General features: G+C 70.0%; 22 protein-coding genes, 2 pseudogenes and 1 riboswitch. Of the genes and pseudogenes, 16 read left to right on the top strand and 8 right to left on the bottom strand.

Annotated features, from left to right (window positions below):
* Positions 1 to 6 precede the first annotated feature (6 nt).
* Complete coding sequence (locus A5771_RS09625; RefSeq protein WP_064854992.1) at positions 7 to 477, bottom strand: LytR C-terminal domain-containing protein; 471 nt, start codon at positions 475 to 477, stop codon at positions 7 to 9.
* Between the two features lie 75 nt (positions 478 to 552).
* Positions 553 to 861 carry a DUF3263 domain-containing protein gene (locus tag A5771_RS09630; RefSeq protein ID WP_064854993.1) on the bottom strand — a complete coding sequence of 103 codons (309 nt, stop codon included), beginning with the start codon at positions 859 to 861 and terminating at the stop codon, positions 553 to 555.
* 214 nt (positions 862 to 1,075) lie between these two features.
* Between A5771_RS09630 and A5771_RS09635 the strand changes: the two genes are divergently transcribed.
* From A5771_RS09635 to A5771_RS09660, 6 genes are all read left to right on the top strand, one after another.
* Positions 1,076 to 1,669, top strand: a complete 594-nt coding sequence (locus A5771_RS09635; RefSeq protein WP_064854994.1) for a peptide deformylase — start codon at positions 1,076 to 1,078, stop codon at positions 1,667 to 1,669.
* A 10-nt stretch (positions 1,670 to 1,679) separates the two neighbouring features.
* Complete coding sequence (locus A5771_RS09640) at positions 1,680 to 2,600, top strand: N-acetylglutamate synthase, CG3035 family (RefSeq protein ID WP_082947155.1); 921 nt, start codon at positions 1,680 to 1,682, stop codon at positions 2,598 to 2,600.
* 13 nt (positions 2,601 to 2,613) lie between these two features.
* Entirely contained in the window at positions 2,614 to 3,417 is an 804-nt protein-coding gene (locus A5771_RS09645; RefSeq protein ID WP_064855014.1) for an exodeoxyribonuclease III, read from the top strand.
* Positions 3,418 to 3,523: 106 nt separating this feature from the next.
* Complete coding sequence (locus A5771_RS09650) at positions 3,524 to 4,024, top strand: hypothetical protein (RefSeq protein WP_064854995.1); 501 nt, start codon at positions 3,524 to 3,526, stop codon at positions 4,022 to 4,024.
* Between the two features lie 46 nt (positions 4,025 to 4,070).
* Positions 4,071 to 8,540: a cation-translocating P-type ATPase gene (locus tag A5771_RS09655; protein ID WP_207545421.1), complete on the top strand. Its 4,470-nt coding sequence runs from the start codon at positions 4,071 to 4,073 to the stop codon at positions 8,538 to 8,540.
* Complete coding sequence (locus tag A5771_RS09660) at positions 8,537 to 8,812, top strand: hypothetical protein (RefSeq protein WP_064854996.1); 276 nt, start codon at positions 8,537 to 8,539, stop codon at positions 8,810 to 8,812. Before A5771_RS09655 ends, A5771_RS09660 begins: the two co-directional genes overlap by 4 nt.
* A gap of 7 nt (positions 8,813 to 8,819) precedes the next feature.
* Here A5771_RS09660 and A5771_RS09665 read toward each other — a convergent pair whose 3' ends face one another.
* Both A5771_RS09665 and A5771_RS09670 read right to left on the bottom strand, forming a co-directional pair.
* Positions 8,820 to 9,023, bottom strand: a complete 204-nt coding sequence (locus A5771_RS09665) for an Rv1535 family protein (RefSeq protein WP_064854997.1) — start codon at positions 9,021 to 9,023, stop codon at positions 8,820 to 8,822.
* Between the two features lie 232 nt (positions 9,024 to 9,255).
* Positions 9,256 to 9,423: riboswitch (M-box (ykoK) riboswitch) on the bottom strand.
* A 101-nt stretch (positions 9,424 to 9,524) separates the two neighbouring features.
* A complete protein-coding gene (locus tag A5771_RS09670; RefSeq protein WP_064854998.1) occupies positions 9,525 to 11,285 on the bottom strand; it encodes an MFS transporter in 1,761 nt (586 codons plus the stop codon).
* Positions 11,286 to 11,404: 119 nt separating this feature from the next.
* On the opposite strand from A5771_RS09670, the gene A5771_RS09675 reads away from it, so the two are divergent.
* The 8 genes and pseudogenes from A5771_RS09675 to A5771_RS09710 form a co-directional block, all read left to right on the top strand.
* A complete protein-coding gene (locus A5771_RS09675) occupies positions 11,405 to 11,638 on the top strand; it encodes a hypothetical protein (RefSeq protein ID WP_064854999.1) in 234 nt (77 codons plus the stop codon).
* A 70-nt stretch (positions 11,639 to 11,708) separates the two neighbouring features.
* Complete coding sequence (locus tag A5771_RS09680; protein ID WP_207545420.1) at positions 11,709 to 12,020, top strand: PIN domain-containing protein; 312 nt, start codon at positions 11,709 to 11,711, stop codon at positions 12,018 to 12,020.
* 165 nt (positions 12,021 to 12,185) lie between these two features.
* Positions 12,186 to 13,829, top strand: a complete 1,644-nt coding sequence (thiC, locus tag A5771_RS09685; RefSeq protein ID WP_064855000.1) for a phosphomethylpyrimidine synthase ThiC — start codon at positions 12,186 to 12,188, stop codon at positions 13,827 to 13,829.
* Positions 13,829 to 14,659 carry a bifunctional hydroxymethylpyrimidine kinase/phosphomethylpyrimidine kinase gene (gene thiD, locus A5771_RS09690; RefSeq protein ID WP_064855001.1) on the top strand — a complete coding sequence of 277 codons (831 nt, stop codon included), beginning with the start codon at positions 13,829 to 13,831 and terminating at the stop codon, positions 14,657 to 14,659. Before thiC ends, thiD begins: the two co-directional genes overlap by 1 nt.
* Positions 14,656 to 15,273: an alpha/beta hydrolase family protein gene (locus tag A5771_RS09695; RefSeq protein ID WP_064855002.1), complete on the top strand. Its 618-nt coding sequence runs from the start codon at positions 14,656 to 14,658 to the stop codon at positions 15,271 to 15,273. The genes thiD and A5771_RS09695 overlap by 4 nt, the downstream gene beginning before the upstream one ends.
* A gap of 98 nt (positions 15,274 to 15,371) precedes the next feature.
* Positions 15,372 to 15,638, top strand: a pseudogene (locus A5771_RS09700) (type II toxin-antitoxin system Phd/YefM family antitoxin); the annotation flags it as partial.
* A 3-nt stretch (positions 15,639 to 15,641) separates the two neighbouring features.
* The gene (locus A5771_RS09705; RefSeq protein ID WP_064855004.1) at positions 15,642 to 16,076 is read left to right on the top strand and encodes a type II toxin-antitoxin system VapC family toxin; all 435 of its coding nucleotides are present in this window, start codon (positions 15,642 to 15,644) and stop codon (positions 16,074 to 16,076) included.
* Positions 16,043 to 16,300, top strand: a pseudogene (locus A5771_RS09710) (hypothetical protein); the annotation flags it as partial. The gene A5771_RS09705 and the pseudogene A5771_RS09710, both read left to right, overlap by 34 nt.
* Before the next feature lie 57 nt (positions 16,301 to 16,357).
* Here the strand turns inward: A5771_RS09710 and A5771_RS09715 are convergent.
* Complete coding sequence (locus A5771_RS09715; RefSeq protein WP_064855005.1) at positions 16,358 to 17,065, bottom strand: GAF and ANTAR domain-containing protein; 708 nt, start codon at positions 17,063 to 17,065, stop codon at positions 16,358 to 16,360.
* A 65-nt stretch (positions 17,066 to 17,130) separates the two neighbouring features.
* On the opposite strand from A5771_RS09715, the gene A5771_RS09720 reads away from it, so the two are divergent.
* Entirely contained in the window at positions 17,131 to 18,615 is a 1,485-nt protein-coding gene (locus A5771_RS09720) for a flavin-containing monooxygenase (RefSeq protein ID WP_064855006.1), read from the top strand.
* Between the two features lie 12 nt (positions 18,616 to 18,627).
* Here the strand turns inward: A5771_RS09720 and A5771_RS09725 are convergent, their stop codons facing one another.
* From A5771_RS09725 to A5771_RS24305, 3 genes are all read right to left on the bottom strand, one after another.
* A complete protein-coding gene (locus tag A5771_RS09725; protein WP_267887464.1) occupies positions 18,628 to 19,917 on the bottom strand; it encodes a TetR/AcrR family transcriptional regulator in 1,290 nt (429 codons plus the stop codon).
* Positions 19,918 to 20,044: 127 nt separating this feature from the next.
* The gene (locus A5771_RS09730) at positions 20,045 to 21,523 is read right to left on the bottom strand and encodes a M28 family metallopeptidase (protein ID WP_109401085.1); all 1,479 of its coding nucleotides are present in this window, start codon (positions 21,521 to 21,523) and stop codon (positions 20,045 to 20,047) included.
* Positions 21,524 to 21,676: 153 nt separating this feature from the next.
* Positions 21,677 to 25,447, bottom strand: coding sequence for a PGRS repeat-containing protein (locus tag A5771_RS24305; RefSeq protein ID WP_064855007.1), 3,771 nt, complete (start codon positions 25,445 to 25,447; stop codon positions 21,677 to 21,679).
* A 317-nt stretch (positions 25,448 to 25,764) separates the two neighbouring features.
* On the opposite strand from A5771_RS24305, the gene A5771_RS23335 reads away from it, so the two are divergent.
* The coding region (locus tag A5771_RS23335; RefSeq protein WP_342707866.1) for a PGRS repeat-containing protein at positions 25,765 to 26,563 on the top strand (799 nt) is incomplete at its 3' end.

The raw sequence follows: 26,563 nt of genomic DNA on the forward strand, positions 1-26,563 counted from the left end.
AGGAGCTTAACCCGCGACGACCACGATGACGCCCGGCGGCTGCTCGGCGACGTCGGGGATGCGCGGCTCCACCGCGGCGTGCAGCACCCCGGCCACCGCGGTGGCCGAGTCGTGCTCCCCGGGGGCGTCGCTGAAGTAGACGGTGGTCCCGGTTACCTCGGGCAGCTCGAGGTTGCCGACGTCGGTCACGTTCCAACCGGCTTCGCGCAGTTGGTCGGCGGTGTGGCCGGCCAGTCCGGGCTGCTCGGAGATGTTGTAGACCCGCACATCGGACTTGTGCGCCGGATGCTCGGGCTTGGCGACCGCCGAGCTGGTGGTCACCGGCTTCGAGGTCGGCGAATGGCTGGTGTCGTCGTCATTGCCCGACGAGCCGAGTGCCTGGAACCCGACCAGCAAAAAGATGGTGCCCAAGAACAGCAGCACCATCACCATGGCCCGCAGCGGGAGTCGAGACGAGTCGGGAACGTGGTCGTTCATTGCGTCCACTGTATCCAGGTGCGGGTCATAACCGATAAACGCCCAGCTATCAAGGGTTCCCGCTGATCAGGCGCGTCAGGTGATATCGAAACCGAGACGCCGGGCCGCGCGCGCCTTCTGCCGGCTGGACCGCAGCCTGCGCAACCGCTTGACCAGCATCGGGTCGGCGGCCAGTGCTTCCGGGCGGTCAACGAGCGCATTGAGCACCTGGTAGTAGCGGGTCGCCGACAGCGCGAACCGCTCCTTGATGGCCTCTTCCTTGGCGCCGGCGTACTTCCACCAGTCCCGTTCGAAGGACAAAATGTCATGCTCGCGGCGACTCAGGCCGTCGGCGGGCTCCGAATCGTCCCCTGAGCGATTCGCTTGCGCCCTGGCGCCGTCCATATCGTTTCCTGGACCCTTCCGGAAAGTTTTGTGCGGAACGTTCGTTGCTTGTAGGCGGCGTGTTCTGCGCGATTATTGAATCACGGCAGGTGGTGCGGAACCGGGAGCCCGTCCCGCGAGTCGCCGTGGCCGCTGCACCGGATCAACCCGGCGGTTCCAGCTTCGCCTCTCCTCCGTCGAGCCTCGCTGAACCGCCCGCCTAAGATTTTCGGTCATGGCCGTCGTACCCATCCGCATTGTGGGCGATCCCGTCCTGCACACCCCGACCACTCCGGTGGCCGTCGCCGAAGACGGCTCGCTACCAACCGACCTGGGCGAGTTGATCGCCACCATGTACGCGACCATGGACGCCGCCAACGGGGTGGGGCTGGCCGCCAACCAGGTCGGCGTGGGGTTGCGGGTGTTCGTCTACGACTGCGCCGACGACCGCGGCGCGACCACCCGGCGCCGCGGTGTGGTGGTCAACCCGGTGCTGGAGACCTCCGAGCGCCCCGAGACCATGCCCGACCCGGACAACGACGACGAGGGCTGCCTGTCGGTGCCCGGTGAATCGTTTCCGACCGGCCGGGCGGAGTGGGCGCGGGTCACCGGACTGGACGCCGACGGCAAGCCGGTCACGCTGGAGGGCACCGGATTGTTCGCCCGGATGCTGCAGCACGAGACCGGACACTTGGACGGCCTGCTGTATCTGGACATGCTGGTGGGCCGGCACGCCCGCGCGGCGAAGCGGATGGTGAAATCCAACGGCTGGGGGGTGCCGGGCCTGTCCTGGATGCCCGGGGATGTGCCGGATCCGTTCGGCCACTGACGAACCCGCGATGAACCAGCCGCCCGAACTGCCTGCGGAACTGCCGGAGATCGGCGTCCGGGTGAGCCTGCGCTACCTGCGTCCCCCCGGCTCGCAGCCGTCGATGGGCGACGTGGTGGGCCATCTCGTTGAAGCCGGGCCGCTGGTGCGGATCCGTTCCGCGGACGGGGTGATCCACGAGTGCCGGCACGCCGACGTGCTCTACGTGCGCCGGCTGACCGATCGGCCGGTGAAGAACTCGGCGATCCGATCCGTCGAGCACGCCGCCGCCCTGGCCTGGCCGGGCAGCGAACACCAGTGGCTCGACGGCTGGCTGCTGCGAGCCGGGCCCGCTGCCGATTTGGCCACGAGTTCGGCTGTGCCCCTGGACATGTTCGCCCACACCAGCACCATCCCGGAAATCATCGACTGGTATGCCCGACGGGATCTGGAACCGACCCTGGCGGTCCCGGAGCGGCTGCTGCGACTGCCGGAGGACATTCCCGCACGGCTGGAAACCCGCACCCTGGTGCGGGAGTTGACCGCCGGGACGTGGACCGCCGAGACGATGCCCGAGCAGGTGACGCTGACCGACCGGCCCGGCCCGGACTGGCCGGCCGACGACCCGGTGGGGCCGCTGACCGCGGTGGTCGACGGTGACCTGATGTTCGCTTGCATACCCGGGGTGGCGGTCGGGCGCGGCGCGGTCACCGAGGCCCCGGACGGCACCCGCTGGCTGGGGGTGACCGCGCTGCGGGTGGCCGAGGAGAGGCGCCGGCAAGGCCACGGGCGGGCGATCTGCACTGCCCTACAGGCCTGGGGGTCCGAACGTGGCGCGACCCGCGGCTACGCCCAGGTGCCAAGCGGTTCGGCCGCGTTCGAGTTCTGCGAGGCGATCGGATTCGCCGGGCAGCACCGCACCCGCTACCTCGACGCCAGGGATCTAGGGTGACCACGTGACTGCACTGCGACTTGCCACCTGGAACGTCAACTCCATCCGCACCCGGGTGGGCCGGGTGACCGACTGGCTGGCCCGCGCCGAGGTCGACGTGCTGGCCATGCAGGAGACCAAGTGCACCGACGCGCAGTTCCCCACGCTGCCGTTTCACGAACTGGGCTACGAGGTGGCCCATGTGGGCCACAACCAGTGGAACGGGGTGGCGATCGCGTCCCGGGTCGGCCTGGACGACGTGGAGGTCGGATTTCCCGGCCAGCCGGTCTGGGCCAAGCCGGAGGCTGATCCGGCGGTGGAGGCGCGCGCGCTGGGCGCCACCTGCGCCGGGGTGCGGGTGTGGAGCCTGTATGTGCCCAACGGGCGCGCGCTGAACGACCCGCATTACACCTACAAGCTGGAATGGCTTGCCGCGCTGCGCGATACCGCCGCAGGCTGGTTGGCCGACGACCCGTCGGCGCCGATCGCGCTGGTCGGCGACTGGAACATCGCCCCGCAGGACGACGACGTCTGGAGCATGGAGTTCTTCAACGGCGCGACGCACGTCTCCGAGCCGGAGCGCCGGGCGTTTCGGGCGCTGTCCGAGGCGCAGTACCTCGACGTGGTGCGGCCGTTCGCCCCCGGGCCCGGCGTCTATACCTACTGGGATTACACCCAGCTGCGCTTCCCCAAGAAGCAGGGCATGCGCATCGATTTCATCCTGGCCTCCCCCGCGCTGGCGACCCGGGTCTTGCACGGCGAGATCGTCCGGGAAGAACGCAAGGGCAAGTCGCCCAGCGACCACGCGCCGGTGCTGGTGGACATCAATCGGGTCTGATGCCCGCGGTTATATGAATTCCGTGTGGATTCCGCGGTGTTCGCCGAATAGCGCATAGGATGGATCGGGTTAACCAATTTGCTCATTTGAAGGGCAGGGAATACCCATGAACGCCGTCGCAGGGACGGTACGAAAGGTCGCCGGGGCGGCAACCCGCGCGGCGACCATGACCACTGAGGCGGCCGGTGCGATCGGCGGGGCCGCGCTCAACGGGGTGATCGGCGGAGTGAAGGGGGCGGCCAGCGGTGCGCAACGCGGGCTCAGCACCGGCAGCCACTCCACCCCGGCGGCCGCACTGACCCTGGGCGCTCTCGGCGTCTCCGGGCTGATCGAGTGGCCGGTATTGGTGGCAGTAGGCGGCACCGCGCTGGTGCTCAAGCAGCTCAACGGCCGCTCTCAGAACGCCGCGCCATCCCCAGCCGCCCCCGGCAAGGCACCCTCGAAGGGCTCGGCGAAGGCTCCCTCCGCAGCGGAACGGCCGTTGAAGTCGGTGAAGTCGGGGAAGCCGGCGGGCTCGTCGGCCCCGCGGCGCAGCGGTTCGCAGGCCAAGAAGACCACGGCACGGCAGTCGCGCACCGGCGGCGGCAGCGCTCGCGCGCGCCACTGAGCGGGGCGGAGTGGATTTAGGCCGTGCCATTAGGCACTCCCTTCCGCTGCGTGCGGCGAATTTCGGTGTCCAACTCACGTCCACGCTGGTCGATGCGTCGGTGCAGACCGCGACTGGCATAGCCGGAGCGGTCATTCCCAACGGCGAGGCCGGGTGGTCGCTGTCCCGGCGGTGCTTCCGCGGCGCGCAGCGGGCCTGGGTCGAGGTGCGCGGGCTCGACGGCGCCGACGCAGCCGAGCTGGCGACCGCCGTGCTCAGCGCCGCGCGTGCACTGCCCGGGGTCACGTCGGTCCGGTTGAACCACCCGCTGTCCCGGCTGGTCGTCGGTCTGGACTCGTCCGGCGGCAATGACGGCAATGACGTGGTGTCGTTGCGCGAGCTGTGCCGGGTCGTCGCCGACATCGAGAGCCAGTACCGTCGGCCGGCCCACCGCGGCCGCCCGCCGGCGAGCCTGCCCGGTGACGGCATGACGCAGGCGCTGCGCGCGTTGACCGTCGGCGCCAACGTCGCCGGTCTGGGCCTGGCGACCCTCGGCCGGCTGCTGCGGTTGCCGGTGCTGCCGTTGGGCCTGGAAGCCGGGGTCATCGTCGTCGACTACCAGCCGCGGCTGCGCCGGCTGCTCGAGGACAGCCTCGGCAAGCAGGCCACCGACGCGCTGCTGTCGCTGGCCGGCGCGGGCGTGCACACCCTCAACCAGGCACCCACCGCGCTGGCGGTGGATCTGTCGATGGAGGCGATGCGCGCCGGGGAGGAGCTCGCCGCGGCGCGGGCCTGGCGCCGCCGCGAACCCGAGCTCGCCGACTACGCCGATCACCCGCCGGTGGCCATCCCGGCCCGGCCGGTGCCGCGACCGCCGGGTCCGGTCGAACGCCATCTGGACCGCAGCGCCGTTGCGCAGGCCGTCGGGGCCGGCGTGATCGGCGCCGTGACCCGCAGTCCCGACCTGGCCGGCACCGCTGCGGCGGTGACCGCCCCGAAGGGCACCCGCACCGCGCGCGAGTCGTTCGCCGCGACCCTGGGCCGCGGTCTGGCCGACCAGCACGGCGTGGTGGTGCTGCGCCCGGGCAGTCTACGTGAGCTCGACCGGATCGACACCGTGATCATCGACCCGCGGGTACTGTGCGGCGAGAACCTGCGGGTGTTGCAGGTGCGCGGCGCGGACGACGACGAGCTGCGCGCCGTGTGGGCACAGGCGCTGGCCCGGCTGGACGACCCCGAGCTCACCCCCGGCTGGCACCGGATTGGTCCGCGCGCCGGCGTGCGGGCGTCGTTCCAGCCCGCGCTGCTGCCGCTGGCCGCCGCGGTGGTCACCGAGGCCCGGCACGCCGACGTCGAGGTGATCTCGGTCGAGGTCGAGGCGCTCGGCGAGCTGCGGCCGATCTTCGACGAGATCCGTCCGCTGGACGGCGCATCGATCGATGAGGCGCTGGCCGACGCGGTGACCGCCTACCAAGCCGACGGTCACGACGTCGCGGTGCTCTCGACGGCCGCCGTCGACGCGCTCGCGGCGGCCGACGTGGCACTGGGCATGTTGCCGGGGCAGGGCAGCCCGCCGTGGTGCGCCGACGTGTTACTGACCGACCTGGCCGCGGCGTGGCGGATGCTGCACGCGTTGCCCGCGGCCCGGTCCGCCAGCCGCCGGGGTGTCGAGATCGCCACCGGCGCTTCGACGTTGGGTGCGCTGCTGATGCTGCCCGGGGTGCGTGGCCGCGGGCCCGGCCCGGTGACCACCGGTGCGGCAGCCGGCGCGCTGTCGGGCTACTGGCTGGCCCGGCGCGCGGTGGACACCGCGCTGCCGCGTCCGGCTGCGGTGCACGAGTGGCACGCCATGTCGATCGACCAGGTGCGGGCGGTGCTCCCGCCGCCGGACCAGGACATGCCGGCCGAGACCCGCCACGCGCCCGCGGCGGCGGCCGCGCTGGCGGCCGTCGATCTGGCCCGCCGCGGCGCCCAGCGCACCGCACCGCCGAAACTGTTCTGGCAGTTCGCCCAGGCGGTCCGCAGCGAACTGTCCGACCCGATCACACCGGTGCTGGCGCTGGGCGCCGCGGCCAGCGCGGTGCTGGGCTCACCGGTCGACGCGATGCTGGTCGGTTCGGTGGTCAGCGGCAACGCGGTGCTGGCCGCCGCGCAGCGACTGGTGGCCGAGCGCCGGCTCAGTGTCCTGCTCAATGAGCAGGTGGCGCCGGCCCGCAGGGTGATCCTGGGCGCCACCGCCGACGACCGGACCTACTGCGACGTGGTCGCCGAAGATCTGCGCCCCGGCGAGCTGATCGAGGTCCGGTCCCACGAGGTGGTTCCCGCCGACGGGCGGCTGATCGACGCGGACGACCTGGAAGTCGACGAGTCGTCGCTGACCGGCGAATCCCTGTCGGTGGTCAAGCAGGTCGAGGCAACCCCGGGTGCGGATCTGGCCGAACGCGAGTGCATGCTCTACGCCGGCACCACCGTCATCACCGGCACGGCGCTGGCACTGGTGACCGCGGCCGGCGGTGACACCTACAGTCGCCGGGCCGCCGATCTGGTCGCCGGTGAGCAGTCCGCGGTCGGCCTGCAGCACCAGTTGAGCCTGCTGACCAGCAGGGCGTGGCGGATCAGCCTGGCCGGCGGTGCGCTGGTGACCGGGCTAGGCATGCTCCGGCGCACCGGGCTACGCCAGTCGGTGGCCTCCGGCATCGCGATCGCCGTCGCGGCGATCCCGGAAGGGCTACCGCTGGTGGCGACTCTCGCCCAGCAGGCGTCGGCTCGCCGGTTGACCAAATCCGGTGTCCTGGTGCGGGTTCCGCGTTCGGTGGAGGCGCTCGGCCGTGTCGACGTGGTGTGTTTCGACAAGACCGGGACACTGAGCCAGAACCGGCTGCGGGTGACCGAGGCGAAGCCGGCGCCGGGTTACACGGCTGAGCAGGTGTTGACGTTCGCCGCGCAGGCCGCGCCCACGACCAACGGTCGGCAGGTGCACGCCACCGACGCCGCCATCGTCGAGGCCGCGGTGGCCGCCCAGGTGGTCGATCCCGACCGCGGGGAAGTCGCCCACCTGCCGTTCCGGTCCGGCCGCAGTTACTCGGCGTCGGTCGTCGGCGCCGAACTGTCGGTCAAAGGCGCCCCCGAGGTGGTCGGGCCCGCCTGCGGCGGGGACCCGGCGATCCGCCGAACGGTGCTGGAGATGGCCGGCGAAGGCCTGCGGGTGATCGCGGTCGCCCGCCGAGACCTCACCCCCGAACAGGTGGCCGCCCTCGGCGACGACCCGGATCCGGAGGACATCGCCGAATTCTGTGGTGCCGGACTGACATTCGTCGGCCTGCTGGGTATCGCTGACACTCCGCGGCCCGAAGCCGCCGCTCTGTTGGCCGAACTGGACCGCCGGGGGATCCCGGTCCGGCTGATCACCGGCGACCACCCGGTCACCGCCACCGCGATCGCCCGGGAGATGGGCCTGGGCGTCAGCGCCGACCAGGTCATCAGCGGCACCGACTGGGATGGGTTGTCGCGCAAGGGCCAGGAACAGGCGGTGACCGAGAAGGTGGTGTTCGCCCGGATGTCACCGGAGAACAAGGTTCAGGTCGTGCAGACCCTGGAGCGCACCGGCAAGGTGTCGGCGATGGTCGGCGACGGCGCCAACGACGCGGCGGCGATCCGGGCGGCCACCGTGGGCCTTGCCGTCGTCGCGCACGGCAGCGAATCGGCGAGCACCGCGGCCGACGTGGTGCTGGTAGGCGGTCGGGTGCATGCGCTGCTGGACGCGCTGGACGAGGGCCGCGAACTGTGGCAGCGGGTGCAGGCAGCGGTGGCGGTGCTGTTGGGCGGCAACGCCGGTGAGGTGGCGTTCGCGATCATCGGCAGTGCGATCACCGGCCGCTCGCCGTTGAATGCGCGCCAGCTGCTGCTGGTGAACATGCTCACCGATGCGCTGCCGGCTACCGCGCTGGCGGTCAGCGAGCTCAGTGACTCCGCCGCGTCGGCGCCTCGCGGGCCGGATCCCGACGCGCTGTGGCGCGCGGTCGCCGTGCGCGGCGTGACCACGGCGTCGTCGGCGGTCGGCGCCTGGGCACTGGCGTCGGTCACCGGGCGCCAGCAGCGGGCGTCGACCGTCGCCCTGGTGTCGCTGGTGGCGGCCCAGCTCGGCCAGACGCTGCTGGACTCCCACGACCCGCTCGTGGTGCTCACCGCGGTCGGGTCGCTGGGCGCGATGGGAACGTTGATCACCATTCCCGGTGTCAGTCAGCTGCTGGGCTGCACCCCGCTGGGCCCGCTGGGCTGGGCCCAGGCGTTGGGTACGGCGACAGTCGCCACCGTCGGTGCGGCCGTGGTGCCCAAGCTGGTGTCCGGTTGGCAGGGCATCGCGGACCAGCCCACCGAGTTCATCGTTCCGGGGCCGCGCCGGCCGGACGGCACCGCGGCGTCCAACGGCCACCCCGCGCCGCAACTGCGGCTTGTGCACAATGGGGACACCGGCTCTCGTCGCGGAACGGCCGCGGCCCGATCATCCGGCGACCCGTCGCCACCAGGAGGCTCATGATGGCGGACAAGCCGCGGCGCAGCACATCTCAGAAAGAAGCGGTGGCCCATATCCGCGATGCGGAGGGCTTCGCGGTCGAGTTGCCGCTGGTCGGAAAGGTGACGGTGCCGCGTCCCGAGCAGCTGGCCTACTACGGGGGGCTGGCGCTGCTGGCCGCATTCGAGATCATCGACTGGCCGGTTGCCGTTGCGGTGGCTGCCGGCCACATTCTGGCCAACAACCACCGCAGCGAGGTTCTCGAGCACCTCGGCGAGGCCTTAGAAGACGTCTAGCGCGACCTCAGTTGTTGACGGTCAGCACTCCGACGCGCCACAGGAGTGCGTACATCTGGTTCAGCGGACCGCTGAGCAACCGGGTGGCCATGTCGACCACCGGGTCTGAGGCAGGCGCGGCGGGCGCGCCCCGGCGGGCCTCCGGCTTCGTCGGCGTGCTGATGGCACGCGGGGCCGGAGCCGTGATGTCGGTGTAAGCGATTGCAACCATGATGGCCTCCTAGTCGCGTAACGGGGCGCTACGCGCCCAGCGAGGAGTCCAGGTAGTGGCTCAGCTGGAGGCGGTATGCGACCGTTCGGATGGGGACGGAACAGACGTCAGATATCGGCTCGGACTATCACCGGAACTCATTCGTCCCTCACCTCCTCTCGGTCGCGGGCACGCGTCGGCGTGCCGGTTCTCACCGCATGCTCGTGGAGGCAGCTCCGACGACTGTCGGAAGACCGCACCCCTCTCGTCAGAGCTTCGGCACTGCACGGCGTGTCCATCTCTGGAAGCCACTTGGGCTCAACCCTTAAGCCGGGAGGAGCTGTCCTGACCCGGGGCGTCTTTCGACGTTCGGGGTCAGTGGCCTGTGTCCGTGCAGACGCCTCACCTAACGAGGTGCTTGCGTGGTCCATAGTGCATGACCCGCGAGCCCGGGTCAACTCGCTGGATTTCGGGCGTGTCGGACGCTCTTAACGGGCCTGAATACGCTTGTGCCGCGAGCGTTCACGCCGGCGTGCGATCGGACACGTTGACCGGCTCGACCGCATACCGCCCCGGCGCCAGCCAGGAGGTCAGCGCGCCGAGCACCATCATCACCGCGGCGGCGACGAAGACCACCTCCAGCCCGGTGTGGAACGGCCCGGAGATGAGCTGGGGGAAGAAGCTGTGCCCGGTCAGCACCTGGCCATCGACGCCGGGATGGTCCAGGGAGCCGGAGGGTCCCAGCAACTCGGCGATCGGGTTGTAGCCCAGAAACGCCGCGAACAGGCTGCCCACCGGCGGCGTGGCGGCCACCTGGTCGGCCACCGCGGCCGACACGCCCTGCTGCTGCAGCCCGGCGCCCATCGCGGCGGGCAGCGTGTTGGCCAGCCCGATCACCATCAGCGAGAAGAAGACGCCGATCGACAGCGACGTGCCGGCGTTGAAGAACGTGGCCCGCACACCCGATGCCGCCCCGCGCTGATCGGCCGGGACGCTCGACATGACCACGGCGCTGTTGGGCGCGGTGAAGATCCCGCCGCCGAGCCCATTGAGGAACACCAGCGCCGCGAACATCCGGTAGTCGAAGTCGACCGGCAGCATGACCAGCGCCACGAACGTCGCCGCCATCAGCACCATGCCGCCGACCGCGAACGGCCGGGCGCCGTGCCGGTCCGACAGCGACCCGGCCACCGGCCCGGCCAGCAGGTACCCGACCGTCATCGGCAGCAGATAGATCCCGGACCACAGCGGGGTGGATTCGAAGCTGTAGCCGTGCAACGGCAACCAGATGCCCTGCAGCCAGATGATCAGCATGAACTGCAACCCGCCGCGCCCGATCGCCGACATCAGGCCGGCCACGTTGGCCATGCCGAAGGCCGGGATCAAAAACAGCCGCACATCGAGCAGCGGGGCGGCCACTCGCAGTTCGATGACACAGAACAGCACCAGCAGCGCCACCCCGAGCGCCAGCGAGCCCAGCACCGCGGGACTGGTCCAGCTGGTGGGCGAATTCCCGTGCGGCTGAATGCTGTAGGTGATCGCGGTCAGCAGCACGGTCAGGCCCAGCCCCAGCGTCACGGTGCCGGCCCAGTCCAGCTTGGCCGGTGCCCGCTCACCGAGTTCGTGCAGTGAGCGCACCGACCAGATGGTGCCCAGCACCCCGATCGGCACGCCGGCCCAGAACACCGCCCGCCAGTCCCATTCCGAGAGCAGCCCGCCGAGCAGCAGGCCGATGAAGGACCCGGCGACCGCCGCCACCTGGTTGACGCCCAGCGCCATGCCGCGCTGATTGGCCGGGAAGGCGTCGGTGAGGATCGCCGACGACGACGCGAACAGCATCGCCCCGCCGACTCCTTGCACCACGCGCCAGCCGATCAGCCATTGCGCACCGGGGCCCAGATCGAACGGGTCGATCGACAACGCGATCGCCGCGACCGTGAACACCACGAAACCCCAGTTGTAAATGCGAACTCGGCCGAACATGTCACCGAGCCGGCCGAAGAAGACCACCAGCACCGCCCCGACCAGCAGGTAACCCATCAGCATCCACAGCAGGTAGCTGACGTTCGCCGGGTCCAGCGGGTTCAGGCCGATGCCACGGAAGATCGCCGGCAGCGAGATCAGCACGATCGAGCCGTTGATGGTGGCCAGCAGCACGCCCAGCGTGGTGTTGGACAGCGCGATCCACTTGTAGCGCGGGTGGTCGCGGCCGTAGCGCCGCCGGCGACGGGCGGTGGCGACCGCGCCGGGATCGAGATCTGTCCTCTCGACCTGCGCCGTCATTAAGTCACCACGTCTTTCGCTAAGCCAAAGCACATATATTAGCTATGCAAAGGATCGGATACCTAATCCTCATCACGACTCCATGAGCCACGCATCGCGATGCGCCTACGCTGGATTGCATGCGCACCACCGTGAATCTCGCCGACGATGTGGCGCGCGCCGTCGAGAAAATTCGACGGGAACGCGCGATCGGTCTCAGCGAGGCCATCAACGAACTCATCCGCTCGGGTCTGGCCAAGCCGCCCGCCGGAGTCCCCTTCGAGCAGCAGACCCACGACATGGGTCCGGCACACATCGACTACACCAACGTCTGGGAGGCGATTGAAATCGCCGACGGCGCGGCAAGCCATTGATGCTGCTCGACGCCAACCTCCTGATCTATGCGGTCGACGAGAATTCCCCGATGCACCAGGCAGCGGTCGGTTGGCTGACCCGCCAACTCAACGGCTCCCGGCGGGTCGGTTTGCCCTGGCAGAGCACGGGCGCCTTCTTGCGCATCGCGACGCACCCGCGGATCTTCCCGCGCCCCCTGGACCCGGCTGGATTCCGCAACCGGGGCCCGAATACCACCGAATCCTTGGCCGGCTCCTCGACACCACCGGCGTCGGCGGCAACCTCATTCCCGACGCCATGCTCGCTGCACTCGCCATCGAGCACGGCGTCACGCTCTACTCCGCCGACACCGACTTCGGTCGCTTCACAGATCTGCGCTGGGAAAACCCGCTTCGGCGGTGATGCGGTCCCTTACGCCAGCTGCCGCGCTGCGATAGCGTGGCAGTGCAGTAATGGCAATGCAGAAATCCACAACCGCGGGAGCGCAACCAGTGCGCTGAGAGGACGGCCGGGGCCGTCGACCGTACGAACCTGACCGGGTAATGCCGGCAAGGGAGAGGAAGCAACATGACCGATGTAGCCGTCGAGCCGCAGGTGACCACCGGGCCCATCCCGTACAGCGAGAAGACCTACCGCGAGATCGAAGCCCCCGGCGGCGTTGCGATGAAGGTGCCGTTCCGCCGGGTCAATCTGACCAACGGCGAGCACTTCGACCTCTACGACACCTCCGGCCCGTACACCGACACCGACGCGGCGATCGACCTGCACCGCGGCCTGCCGGCCCGCCCCGGCGTGGTGCGTGACCGCGGCACCCAGCTCCAGCGCGCGCAGGCCGGAGAGATCACCGCCGAGATGGCGTTCATCGCCGCCCGCGAGGGCTTCCCCGCCGAGCTGGTGCGCGACGAGGTGGCCCGCGGCCGCGCGGTGATTCCCGCCAACCACAACCACCCCGAGCTGGAGCCGATGATCATCGGCAAGGCGTTCAAGGTGAAGATCAACGCCAATATCGGCAACTCCGCGGTGACCAGCTCGATCGGCGAAGAGGTCGACAAGATGGTGTGGGCCACCCGCTGGGGCGCCGACAACATCATGGACCTGTCCACCGGCAAGGACATCCACGAGACCCGGGAGTGGATCTTGCGCAACTCCCCGGTCCCGGTCGGCACGGTGCCGATCTATCAGGCGCTGGAGAAGGTCAACGGCGACCCGACCAAGCTGACCTGGGAGCTGTACCGCGACACCGTGATCGAGCAGTGCGAACAAGGCGTGGACTACATGACCGTGCACGCCGGGGTGCTGTTGCGCTACGTGCCGCTGACCGCCAAGCGGGTCACCGGCATCGTGTCGCGCGGCGGCTCGATCATGGCGTCGTGGTGCCTGTCACGGCACCAGGAATCGTTCCTCTACACCAACTTCGAAGAGCTCGCCGACATCCTGGCCAGCTATGACGTCACGTTCTCCCTCGGCGACGGGTTGCGGCCGGGTTCGATCGCCGACGCCAATGACGAGGCCCAGTTCGCCGAGTTGCGCACCCTGGGCGAACTGACCAAGATCGCCAAATCCCGTGGCGCCCAGGTGATGATCGAGGGCCCCGGCCACGTACCGATGCACAAGATCGTCGAGAACGTGCGGCTGGAGGAGGAGTGGTGCGACGAGGCGCCGTTCTACACCCTCGGGCCGCTGGCCACCGACATCGCACCGGCCTATGACCACATCACCTCGGCGATCGGCGCGGCGATCATCGCCCAGGCCGGCACCGCCATGCTGTGCTACGTGACCCCCAAGGAGCACCTGGGCCTGCCGGACCGCAAAGACGTCAAGGACGGCGTGATCGCCTACAAGATCGCTGCGCACGCCGCCGACCTGGCCAAGGGGCACCCGCACGCGCAGGACCGCGACAACGCACTGTCCAAGGCGCGCTTCGAGTTCCGCTGGTATGACCAGTTCGCACTGTCTCTGGACCCGGACACCGCCCGCGAGTACCACGACGAGACCCTGCCCGCCGAGCCGGCCAAGTCCGCGCACTTCTGCTCGATGTGCGGGCCGAAGTTCTGCTCGATGCGGATCAGCCAGGACGTGCGCGACTTCGCAGACGAGCATGGGTTGCACACTCAGGAGGACATCGACGCGGCGATCCAGAAGGGCATGGACGAGAAGTCCGCCGAGTTCGCCGACCAGGGTAACCGGGTGTATCTGCCCATCTCCTCCTAGTGGAGTTCCTGCCGCTGGCCCCGCCCGGATCGACCCCGGCGCGGGTGCTCACCATCGCCGGATCGGATTCCGGTGGCGGCGCGGGCATTCAGGCCGACATGCGCACCTGTGCGCTGCTCGGGGTGCATGCCTGCGTCGCGGTCACGGCGGTGACGGTGCAGAATACGGTGGGCGTCAAGAGCTTTCACGAGGTGCCCACCGACACCGTCGCCGCCCAGATCGAAGCGGTGGTACCCGACATCGGAATCCAGGCCGCCAAGACCGGCATGCTGGCGTCGGCGCAGATCATCACGGGAGTGGCCGCGACGTGGCGTGAACTCGGGCTGAGGGTGCCACTGGTGGTCGATCCGGTCTCGGCGTCCATGCACGGCGATGCACTGCTGGCGACATCCGCCCTGGATGCGCTGCGCGACAAGCTGTTTCCGCTAGCCACCCTGGTGACACCGAACCTGCACGAGGTTCGGCTGCTGGTCGGGATCGAGGTGGTCGACGCCGAATCCCAGAGGGCGGCGGCCCAGGCGCTGCACGCCCTGGGACCGCGGTGGGTGCTGGTCAAAGGCGGGCACCTGCCCTCGGCGCAGCACAGTCCCGATCTACTCTACGACGGCAACCACTTTCAGGAGTACCCCGGCCCCCGGGTGGCCACCGGCGACGACCACGGGGCCGGCGACACGCTCGCCGCGGCGACCGCATGCGCGCTGGCGCACGGGTTTTCGGTCCCCGAGGCGGTGGCGTTCGCGAAGCGCTGGGTGACCGAGTGCCTACGCGCCGCCTACCCGCTGGGCCACGGGCACGGCCCGGTCTCACCGCTGTTCCGGTTGTCGCGGTGATCCTCGACGAGATCGCCGGCGTCGCCCATGAACCCGGCGGCACCCCGAGCGGGGTGGTGCTGCTGGCCCACGGCGCCGGCGGCAATCGGGATTCGCCCATGCTGCAGCGGCTTTGCGACGAGTGGGCGCGGCGCGGCTTCCTGGCGATCCGCTACGACCTGCCGTTTCGGCGGCGCCGGCCCAAGGGCCCGCCGTCGGGGTCGGGTGCCGGCGACCGCGAAGGCATCACCGCGGCCATCGGGTATGCCCGCAGCCTTGCCGACGGTCCGCTGATCGCCGGCGGGCACTCCTACGGCGGGCGGCAGACCTCGATGGTGGAGGCGGCCGGAGGCGCCCAGATGGACCTGCTGGCGTTGTTCTCCTACCCGCTGCACCCGCCCGGCAAGCCCGAACGCGCCCGCACCGAACATCTGCCCGATATCGGCGTGCCCACGGTGTTCACCCACGGCGCCTCAGACCCCTTCGGGACGCCCGCCGAGATCCAGGCGGCCGCCGCGTTGATCCCGGCTGCCCACCAGGTCGTCGAGATCCCCGGCGCCCGCCACGACCTGGCGTCGAAGACACTCGATGTGCCGGTGCTGGCCGTCGACGCCGCGCTGCGGCTACTGGGCTGAAGCCGCGGCTCTGGCACCGTCCGCCGCCACCAACCGCGGCGCCATCACACCAGCTCCCTGCGGACATGTACAGATCGTTTGGTCGACGAGTGTACATTCAGGGTGTGGACGTATCCGTAACCGAGTTGCGCGCGCACCTCAGCGATTGGCTCGATCGAGCGCGGGCTGGTGGTGAGGTCGTCATCACCGACCGTGGGATTCCGGTCGCGCGGCTGGCGGCGCTGGACAGCGCAGGCACCTTAGAGCGTCTCGCGGCCGAAGGCGTGATCGGCAAGGCCACCGTGCAGCGGCCCGTCGCTGCGGGTCGGCCCACACCGCAACCGCGACGGCCGGTGTCTGACCAGGTCAGCGACCAGCGGCGCTGACCGGTGTCACTCGTCTACTTCGACGCCAGCGCCTTCGTCAAACTTCTCACCACTGAAACAGGGAGTTCTCTGGCGTCCGCGCTATGGGACAGCTGCGACGCCGCCCTGTCCAGCCGCCTGGCCTACCCCGAAGTGCGCGCCGCACTCGCTGCAGCGGCGCGCAATCACGACCTCACCGAGCCCGAGCTCGCCGGCGCCGAGCGTGACTGGGAGGACTTCTGGGCCGCTACCCGCCCAGTCGAACTCACCGCGGCGGTTGAACAGCACGCCGGCCAGCTCGCCCGGGCTCACGCCTTGCGCGGAGCCGACGCGGTTCATCTGGCCAGCGCGTTGGCGATCGGCGACTCCGACTTGATCGTCGCCGTCTGGGACCGACGCCTGCACGCCGGCGCCCAAGCCGCCCGGTGCCGGGTCGCCCCCGCCCAACTCGACCCCTAGTCAACGACCCCACCGGCGTCGCCCACGAACCCGCCGGCGCCCCGGCCGGGGTGGTGCTGCTGGCCCACGGCGCGGGCGGCAACCGGGATTCGACCATGCTGCAACCGCTTTGCGAGGGGTGGGCGCGGCGCGGCTTCCTGGCGATCCGCTACGACCTGCCGTTTCGGCGGCGCCGGCCCAAAGGCCCGCCGTCGGGGTCGGGTGCCGGCGACCGCGACGGCATCACCAGGCCGTCGAAGACACTCGATGTGCCGGTGCCGGCCATCGACGCCGCGCTGCGGCTACGGGGCTGACTTCCCCAGTCCTCGCCGCTTGACGACTTCCGCGGCGATGTCGGCGATCTTGATGTTGGTGTCCTGGGAGATGCGGCGCAGCAGGTTGAAGGCGTCTGGCTCGGAGATGTCGTTGAGCACCATCAGCATGCCGATCGCCTTGCCGATCTCCCGGTTGCTGGCCAGACCGCGTTGCAGGTTGTCCACTTCTTCGCCGCGGACCGCCGCGCCGATCGCGATCGTGGCGAAAGCGGCCAGGACGACCGCGCGTTCGGCGGCCGCCGTGTCGAACGCGCCGGGGGTGTCAGAGAACAAGTTGAGCGCACCCGCCTTGCGGCGCTCGGCCAGCAGCCGGAATCCCATCGAACCGCGCACCGGCGTCTCGGCGACGATCCGGGCGGCCAGCGCCGGCCACTGGCTGTCGGCGGCCAGGTCGGGCTCGATTTGGGCTGCTTCTTCCTCGATGGCATCCATGCAGGGCCCCTCGCCGAGGGCGATCTCCAGCTCGTCGATCGTGGCCGCCACCCCGTCGCTCGCGGCGGCGATGGCGTAACTGTCGCCGCGGCGCACCATCACGCTCGCGTGGTCGCATCCGGGCACCATCAGCGTCGCCGCCGCACAGATGGCGGCATACACCTCGTCGAGGCTGGAAGACTGGTAAACGATGTTCGCCAGCGCGGTGAACACCGTGGCCGGATCGGCCATCGAATCGGTCATGACTGCCTTCCGTGTGGTGGCCGGTGAACTTCGCTGGTTACCGACGAGTCAGGTACCGTATTTTCATGAGTACGGAGCGCTTCGACGTCGTCATCGTGGGTGCGGGTTTCGGCGGGATGGGCGCGGCGATCGAGCTCAAGAAGCTCGGCTACGACAATATCGTCCTGCTCGAGCGCGAGGACGATCTGGGCGGCACGTGGCACGTCAACCGCTATCCAGGACTGGCCGTCGACATCCCCTCGACCACCTACTCCTACTGGTTCGAGCCCAATCCGCACTGGACGCGGCTGTTCGCCACCGGTTCGGAACTCAAGCGCTACGCCGAGCACGTCGCCGACAAGTACGACGTGCGCCGCCACATGCGGTTCAACACCAGCGTCGACGGCGCCCGCTGGGATGAGGAAGCCCAGCGCTGGCAGGTGAACTTGGCCGACGGCAGCACCCTGAGTGCTCGCTACCTGATCACCGCGACCGGGTTCCTGTCGCAGCCGCACACCCCGGACATCCCCGGCATCGCCGACTTCGCCGGCAAGGTGGTGCACACCACCGCCTGGGATGCACACCACGACTTCACCGGCCGCCGGGTCGGCCTGATCGGCACCGGCGCCACCGCGGTGCAGCTGATCCCGGAGCTGGCCAAGACCGTCGCCGACCTGACGGTGTACCAGCGCACGCCGATCTGGGTGGCGCCCAAGCTGGACTTCGGGATCTCGCCGGCGGTGCGGCGCCTGTTCGCCCGGGTGCCGCTGACGCAGCGGGCGGTGCGGTATGTGACCGATGGGCTGCTGGGGTTCATGACGTTCGTCGGGATCCTCAACTTCCCCTATTTCCGCCGGCTGTCGATCGGCGCGATGGACCTGTGCAAGATCCACCGGTTCATCTCGATCCGGGACAAGGAGCTGCGGGCCAAGCTCACCCCGAACTACGACATCGGCTGCAAACGGCCCAGCTGGTCCAACGACTACTACCGCACCTTCAACAAGGCGCACGTGCACCTGGAGACGGCCGGGATCGATCACATCGAGCCGGACGGCATCGTGACCCTCGACGGACGCAAGAGCGAGATCGACACGCTGGTGCTGGCCACCGGTTTCGACATGTGGGAGGCCAACTTCCCGGCGATCGAGATCGTCGGACGCGACGGGCGCAATCTGGGTAAATGGTGGCGGGAGAACCGGTTCCAGGCCTACCAGGGGGTGTCGATCCCGGCCTTCCCGAACTTCCTGAGCCTGGCCAGCCCCTATGCGTTCTGCGGCCTGTCGTTCTTCAACACGATGGAATACCAGATGCGCCACATGGGCCGGTTGTTCGGCGAACTGCAGCGCCGCGGCGCGACAACTTTCGAGGTCACCGAGGCCGCCAACACCCGCTTCCTCGACGAGATGACCAAACGGCTGGACCGCTCGGTGTTCTACGCGGGCGACTGCGCCACCTCACGGTCCTACTACTTCAACCCCAGCGGCGAAGCGTCGCTGCTGCGGCCCACCTCGGTGCGCAATGCGGTGCGCGACGGCTCTCGGTTCCCGCTGGAGGACTACCAGCTCGCCTGAGCCCGAGAATCGTCAGGCGTCAGCCGGGCCCAGCAGAATGGACTCCATCAGAGTGCGCAGGCAGGCCTGCGCATAGCCGGGCCCGCCGGGGACGGAGTCCTCGCCGAGCTTGGCCGCGCGCTCCCGAGCCACCCGGCCCATGTCGTCCAGCAGTACCGACAACACGTGCACCAGGAACCGCGCGTGGTCGCTGTCCAGTCCCGGCCGCACCATGATCAGCGGCTTGGCCCAGGTGTCCATGAACGCACGCTCGGAATCCCGGAGCAGTTCCCGCTCGGCCGATGCCAGGTTGACCCGCTCGGTGTCGTAGACGGCGGCCAGCTCGGGATTGGCGAACACGGTGGCCACCCACGCCTCGACCAAGCGGGTCAGCGTCTCACGCGGGTCGGCGAACACACTGGCGATGGCCGACATCTCCCCGGCGATCCGGTCCATGGCGCGCTGCAGACCGGTCGTCAAGATGTCGGCTTTGCTGGAGAAGTAACGGTATACCCCGGATGCCGGGACGCCGACGGCGTCGGCGATCTCGGTGACACTGGTCTCGGCGTAGCCCTGTTTGCCGAACAGCAGGATCGCCGCGTGCAGCAGGGCCTCATACGGTCCGGCGTCCGGCGTGAAGATGCGCCATACCGCCGGCCGATTGACTCCGACGTCTTCGGGCTTGGGCAGTTGGGTGGCCGCCACCGCGCGCGCAGCCTCGCTGAGCAGTGGCCGGACTTCTTCGTCGGGGAGCCGCAGCCGGTGGCCGAGGATGCTTCCGGAGAGGCTGAGCAGGCTCGATGACAAGGTCCAGCGTTCGGCGGAGGTCAGCTCCGGGCGCAGCGCGACGAGTGGACGTTGAATGCGCCGATGGACCGTGCGCATCTGCGCCATCAACTTGGCCTGATCGTCGGGCTGCAGATAGCGGCCCTGCCACCGGTACAACCCGCCGATCTCGCGATCACTGATCCCCGAGGTGATCAGCGCGTCGAACGCCCGGTCGAGTACCGCCGCGGCGTCGCGCTCCAATTCGGCGTCGGAGACGTCGTCGAGGAAGGCGGTGCAGTCAACCAGCTGCTGGCCGAGCGTACCGACGACGACGGCGAACATGTGGTATTTGCTGGGGTAGTGCCGGTACAGAGCAGGCGCGGAAATCCCAACTCTGGTGGCGACCGCCTCCATGCTGGTCGCGTGGTAGCCCTGCGCACTGAACGCTTCCGCCGCCGCACGGGTGATCTGTGCTTTGCGGTCCTTGGGGCGCCGCCTGATGCGGTCACCCGGGCGTCCGGCCGGGTCGTTCGTAGCACCGAGCGTGATAATCACCTCATAACTTCCGTTATCTAAAGCGCCATTCTTAACACATCTGGGTGAACAGTGAGCGCAAGGTGCTCCGCTTGGGGCCGGTCGGGTCGCCACCGTCAGGGGACCAGAATGGCGCCGGCCGGACGGATTACGGGGTGCTGACGACGTGGCGCGTGCGGTCGTCGCGAACCGGAACTCCGTTGCGGCCGCCGAGATCCTGCGCGTAGATCCCGACCGCGTAGGGCACGCCCCGGCCGTTGATCGCCAATTCATCGCGGTCGATGTTGTCGATGGTGTCGCCCTTTTGGTGGTAATTCGGGTCGAACGGCTCATCGGCGGCACCGCCCCAGAGTTTGGCCTCGTCCTCGGTCTTCTTGACCTCGGCACCGGAGAACAGGCCTCCGGAAGGGATCCCGGCCTGGGTGAACCCGTCGTAGTCGGAGCGCCCATCGAAGGAGGTGTCGCGCGGTTCCTTGCCGGCCCACTTGAGGTAGTCCACCAGGGTGCGCTCGATGCCGGCCGAGCCTTCGGGCACCACCGGCTGGCCGCGCTTATCGGGCGCCAGGGACTGGTCGCCGTCGTAGGTGAAATAGCCCGGGTTCGGCGAGCCGAGCATGTCGAAGTTCAGATACAGCGCGATATTCTTGAGCTGCTCGACATCGAGCGACTCGACGTACTTGCGCGAGCCGATCAGACCGAGCTCTTCGGCGCCCCAGAACCCGAACCGCACCGCATTGTTCACCTGCGGCGAATCACCAAGTTGCAGAGCGGTTTCCAGCACCGCGGCCACTCCGGATCCGTTGTCGTTGATACCGGGCCCCTCGGGGACGCTGTCCAGGTGGGCGCCGAGCATCACCACGTTCTCGGTCGATCCGGTCTTGGTCTGGGCGATCACGTTGCGCGCCGGGATCTCATCGGTGTGCGCGTCGAGTTTGACGGTCATGGCGCCGTGCCCGCCGCGCAGCATCGCGCCGTCGGCCTTGGTCACGCTCACCACCGGGATCTTGACCTCGGTGGCCTCCCCCAGCGTGCCGCCCATCTTCTCCTCGTCGATGCTGTCGGCGACCACCATCGCCACCGCGCCCTTCTCGACGACGACGGCCATCTTCTCCTTGAACGGGCAGGTTCCGCGGTCGACCAGTACGACGGCGCCGGAGACGGTCAGCCCGTCGTAGTCCTCGGGGCTGCAGCCCGGACTGTCGTCGGCCGGCGCGGCCACCAACGGCCCGGTGACACCATCGGGCGGGGTCCCGAGGCTGTACTGCAGCGCGCGGGCCTCGACGGTCTTGTCGCCGAGGTGCACCGAGCCCTTCTCTGCTTTGAACACCCGGGCGATGAACTCCGGAGTCTGGACGTCGAAACCGTGCTCGCGCAACGTGTCGGCCACGTAGTCGACGCTGGCGTCGTAACCCGGGGTGCCGACGGCGCGGGTGTCGTTGTGGGCGTTGGCGATGTCCTGCAGTTTCTGCAGGTGCGCCATCATCGCGTCGATGGTCACCTTGTCGCTCAGGGAGCCGGCGAACTCGGCGGCCGCAGCGGCATCCGGTGCTTGGTCGGTGTGTACCGGTGTGCTGCTGCAACCACCGGTGAACAGCGCACCGAGCAGCACGGCACCGAGGACGGGCATCAGCTTCTTCTGGTAATCCACGCGTCCACGTTAGTGGGTGGGCGTTGCGGTTCACGCCAGGCACGGCTGGGCGGCGGGCCGGATACCACCCCGGATAGCAGCAGCCCCGCACGGCCGTGCCGTGCGGGGCTGCTGCGTGCTGCGATTTGCCTCCTAGGGAGTGGGCTGGGCGCCGGCGCCACCGTCACCGCCGGCACCACCGGCGAGGCCGGTGTAGGGCTCGCCCGGTGTACCGCTCTCACCGGCCGTGGCGCCCGAGGCGCCGCCGTTCCCGCCGCTTCCACCGGCGCCGCCGTGGCCCACCACGTTCGCGCCGCTGGCGTTGTTGTCACCGCCGTCACCGCCGTTACCACCGTTACCGCCGGCACCGGTGACGCTGTCGCCACCGGCCCCGCCGGCGCCGCCGTTAGCGCCATGTCCGGTGATCGTGCCGCTGGCGACACGGTTGTTTTCACCGCCGTTACCGCCGTTGCCGCCGTCACCGCCGGTGCCGGCACCGCCGCTGGCGCCGCCGGCGCCTCCGGCACCGCCGGCTCCGGTAGTCGTCGCGACCAACGATCCCCCGCCCGTGCCGTCGACCGTACCGCCGTTACCGCCGGCGCCACCGGCGCCACCGTCAGCGTCGGCGCTGTAGCCGCCGGCGCCGCCGGCACCACCAGCACCCGATCGGCTAAAGCCGTTACCACCGTTACCGCCGGCACCCCCGCTACCGGCGTTCCCGGCCTCACTGGCGCCGCCGGCGCCACCGGCACCGCCCTTGCCGCCGTTGTTGTGAGCGATACCACCGTCACCACCGGCACCGCCGTTACCGCCGGTGGCATCACCGGTCGCGGCGCCACCGGCACCACCGGTGCCGCCGTTCCCCCCGGTGACGCCGTCGCCGCTGCCGCCAGCGCCACCGTCACCGCCGTCACCGGCGAGCCCGTCGCCACCGTCGGCAGTGGTGGTCGCCGCGCCGCCGGCGCCGCCGTTGCCGCCGTTTCCACCCCCGCCGCTCTGGGGGGTGGGGATGCCGGGCACGTCCACGCCGCCACCACCGCCGTTGCCAGCGGCACCGCCGACACCGGCATGCAGGCCAGTCCCGCCGCTTCCGCCGTTACCGCCGTTACCGCCGAAGCCGCCGTTCAACAGCGGCTGAGGGATGTAGTTCCCGTCGTCGTCCTTGGCGGCGTCGCCGCCCTGGCCGCCGGCGCCGCCGTCGGCGCCGGCTCCGCGGACCCCGGTGGTGCCGCCGTTGGCGGTGCCGGCCGCGCCGCCGTTGCCACCGTTACCGCCGTTGCCGCCGTACCCGCCGTTGCCCAGGTCGCCGGGGTTGACGATGGTGCCGGCCACGCCGTTGCCACCGGCACCGGCCTGTCCGGCGTCGCCGCCGGAGCCGGAGTTCACCCCGTCGCCACCTGCCCCGCCGTTGCCGCCGTTGCCGCCGCTGGTTCCGTTGACCAGGGTGGTGCCGTCCGGACGCGTGGTGCCGCCGTCGACACCCGCACCGCCGTTGCCGCCGGTACCGCCGTTTCCGCCGGTTCCGGTCTGGCTGGTCCCGCCCCCACCGCCGGCACCGCCGTTCCCGCCGATCGCGCTGGTGCTGCTGTTCTGGCTGGCTCCGCCGTCGCCGCCGTTCCCGCCGACACCGCCCGTGCCGGACTCGCTGCCGCCGCCGTTACCGCCTTCACCGCCCTGCCCACCGGTGTAGTTGTAGCCGCTGTTGCCGCCGGCGATGCCGCCGCTTCCGCCGTCGCCACCGGTGCCACCGGTCTGGCCGCCGATTCCGTCACCGCCGGCACCGCCGCTACCGCCGTAGCCGGCCACGCCACCGTCGCCGGTGTGCCCGGTCTGGCCGGTACCGCCGGGGCCATTGACGAACACGGTGTTGCCGTTGCCGCCGTTGCCGCCGTCGCCGCCGGCACCGGGGTTCAGACCGCCGGAGCCGCCGGCACCGCCGTTGCCGCCGTTGCCGGCGAAACCTGCCACATCGACGCGGCCACCGTTGTAGTCATTGGGCGTCTTGGTGAAGGTGTCACCACCGTTACCGCCGTTGCCGCCGTCGGTGCTGGCGCTGTCCTGGCCGTTGGCGCCGCCGGTCCCACCGCTACCGCCGGTGCCACCGTTGCCACCGTTGCCGCCGGTCAAACCATGCTGGGAGTAGGCGTGGTTGGCACTGTCGGTGTGCTGGGCGGCACCTGCCGTGCCGCCGTTGCCGCCGTTGCCCGCAGTGCCCGCAGTACCGGCGTTGCCGCTGTCGGCCAGCGCGTTACCAGCGGCGCCGCCGTTACCGCCGTTACCACCGTTACCCCCGTCAGTGCCGTTGACGTCACCGTCGGCCGGGGGCAGGCCGATCTGCCCGTTGCCGCCGTCGCCGGCTTGACCGGCGTTACCACCGTTACCGCCGTTACCGGCCAGCGCGCCGCCCAAGCCGCCGGCACCGCCGTTACCACCGTTGCCGCCGTCCTGGCCGACTCCGCCGTCGACGCCGGTGCCGCCGACGCCGCCGTTGCCGCCGTTGCCGTAGGCCCCGCCGTTACCGCCGGCACCGCCGTTACCGCCGCCAGCACCGGCCAGCGCGTCCGGATCGGTGGACGGGTCGTAGCCGTTTCCACCGGCGCCGCCGTTGCCCTGCGGGGCCGTCGACACCGTCCCGTCGGTGCCGGCCTGCCCAGCAGCCGAACCGGTGCCGGCGCTGCCGGCCTGCCCGGCAGTCGCGCCCGGGTCACCGCCATTGCCGCCGTTACCGCCGTCGGGATGCGCAGCGGTGCCCGCCGCACCCGCCCCGCCATCACCAGCCAGGCCCGCGGACCCGCCGTTGCCGGCATTGCCGCCGACACCCTGGGTGCCGTTGCCACCGAACAGCGTGGCGCCGGTACCGGCCGCACCGCCGGTGCCGCCGTTACCGCCGTTCGCGCCGCCACCACCGCTGCCGCCGTTGCCGCCGTTGCCATCGCCGTTGTCGTCGAACGTGCCGGCCGCCCCGGTCGCCCCGGACCCGCCACTGCCGCCGTTACCACCGGCACCGCCGGCACCGCCACTGCCGCCAATGCCCAGGATCGTGGAACCAGCACCGCCGGCCCCACCGTTGCCGCCGTTGGTGCCGGCCAACCCGTTACCACCATTGGCGCCAGCCGTGCTGCCCGTGCTGCCGTTGGTGCCGGTCCAGCCCGCACCACCGACGCCGCCGTCACCGCCGTTGCCCAGCGCACCCATCCCGAAGAAGTCCTGCGCCTGACCCGAGGACCCACCAGTGCCACCGTTACCGGCCGCCAAGGTCGCCGTCGCCGCCCCGCCGGCGCCACCATCGCCGCCGTTGCCCCACATCTCCCCGCCATGGCCACCATTGCCACCATCAGCACCGAAACCACCGGCACCACCGTCGCCACCGTCGCCGATACCACCGGCATGACCACCGTTACCGCCGGCCACCCCCTCAAGGGTCGAGGACCAGCCATCGCCGCCATCGCCGAACCACAAACCACCGGCCTGACCGTCGACACTCTCGGCGGTGCCGTCGAGGCCGTTGCAGATCATCCCGCAAAAGCCCTCGGTAAACGGCGCGAACAACTGGTTGATCACACCATTGACCTGCGCCCCGAAGTCCGAATTGATCCACTCCTGCATCCCGTCATGCAACGGCGCATACAAGTACGTCTCCCACATCTGCGCCCACTCCGCACCAGACGCATCAGCACTACCGACACCCCAGTCCGAACCCGTGAACAGACTGTCGAAGTGCCCGGACAGGTTGCCCCAGGCACTCGGATCGAACAGATCCGTCAAGAAGTCATCGAAGTCGGCATTAGCCGCCGGCGCCGACGCCAACGGCGCCATCCCGAACGCCAAGAAAGCCGCAACCGCCGAGGAAGCGCCCACGATCCGCCGCCCCGAACCGCGCTTCCCGGAAGTCCCCTTACCGGTGACGCCGTGCCGACCAGTCATGTTGAACCCGACCCTTCTCGAAAAAGTCCTCAGTGGAGTAAGGCCTGTTGCTAACGTTGACCTCAGGAACCACACGATAGTTTCGCGGGCGTCAATTGTCTACCGAAAATCCATAAACAGGCGACCGTTCATTCACTTGGTATGGTTTTGCTCGATCGTGCGTCGACTAGAGTCGCCAAAAGTGCACGTAGGTCTTCGATCGTCGCCGGAAGGTTGGCCCGATGTCTCGTCGTCTCAGTAGTCCAAGGAAACGCCGCCTGCGCTGGGGCGGCACCGAACTGAGGGCAGCTCCGGCAACGTTGGGGCTCCTCACAGCCATGAGCCTGGCGGCCCTGACCGCGGTCCCGGCGTCGCATGCCGACTTCGACGACCTGTGGGCCGACCTGTTCGACCCGGGTGCCTGGGGCAACCTGAGCGATGACTTCAACAGTCTGTTCGCCGCGTCGGACCTGTCCGGCGATGCGCTGGCCGGATCTGCCGCCGGTGCTGCCGCGTTCGACTTCTACACACCGCTGCACGCGGCCTTGCAGGACTGGCTCAACTCGGACTTCGGGCAGCAGCTCACCGCGCCGCTCAACCAGCTCTTCGCGCCGCTGTTCCCCGACGCGTGCGGGGTGATCTGCAATGGCGCGGACGGGACCGAGACCGACCCCGACGGCGGCAACGGCGGGGTGTGGTTCGGCGACGGCGGCGACGGCTGGAACGCGACCGGGGCCGGCGTGGCCGGTGGCGACGGCGGGCACGCCGGCCTGTTCGGCAACGGCGGCGACGGCGGCAATGGTGCGGCCGGCGCCGATGGCGGGGCGGGCGGCAACGGCGGTGACGGGGGCGCCGGAGGGACGCTGTTCGGAAACGGTGGTGCCGGCGGCGACGGCGGCCACGGCTCGGCAGCCGAATCCGGCATCGCCGGCGCCGGTGGCCACGGCGGGATCGGCCGCTACGGCGGTCAGCAGTTCGGTGCCGGTGGGTCCGGCGGGCACGGCGGCACCGGAGGTACGGCCACCGGGGCCGGAAGCACCGGCGGCGCGGGCGGCGACGGCGGCAACGGCGGTCGCGTCGGCGGCAGTGGCGACCCGGCCGGCGCCGGGCACGGCGGCGCCCTGTCTCTTATACACA

Origin of the sequence: Mycolicibacter sinensis, from assembly GCF_001667375.1 — a bacterium.
In the GTDB taxonomy this organism is placed as follows: domain Bacteria; phylum Actinomycetota; class Actinomycetes; order Mycobacteriales; family Mycobacteriaceae; genus Mycobacterium; species Mycobacterium sinense_A.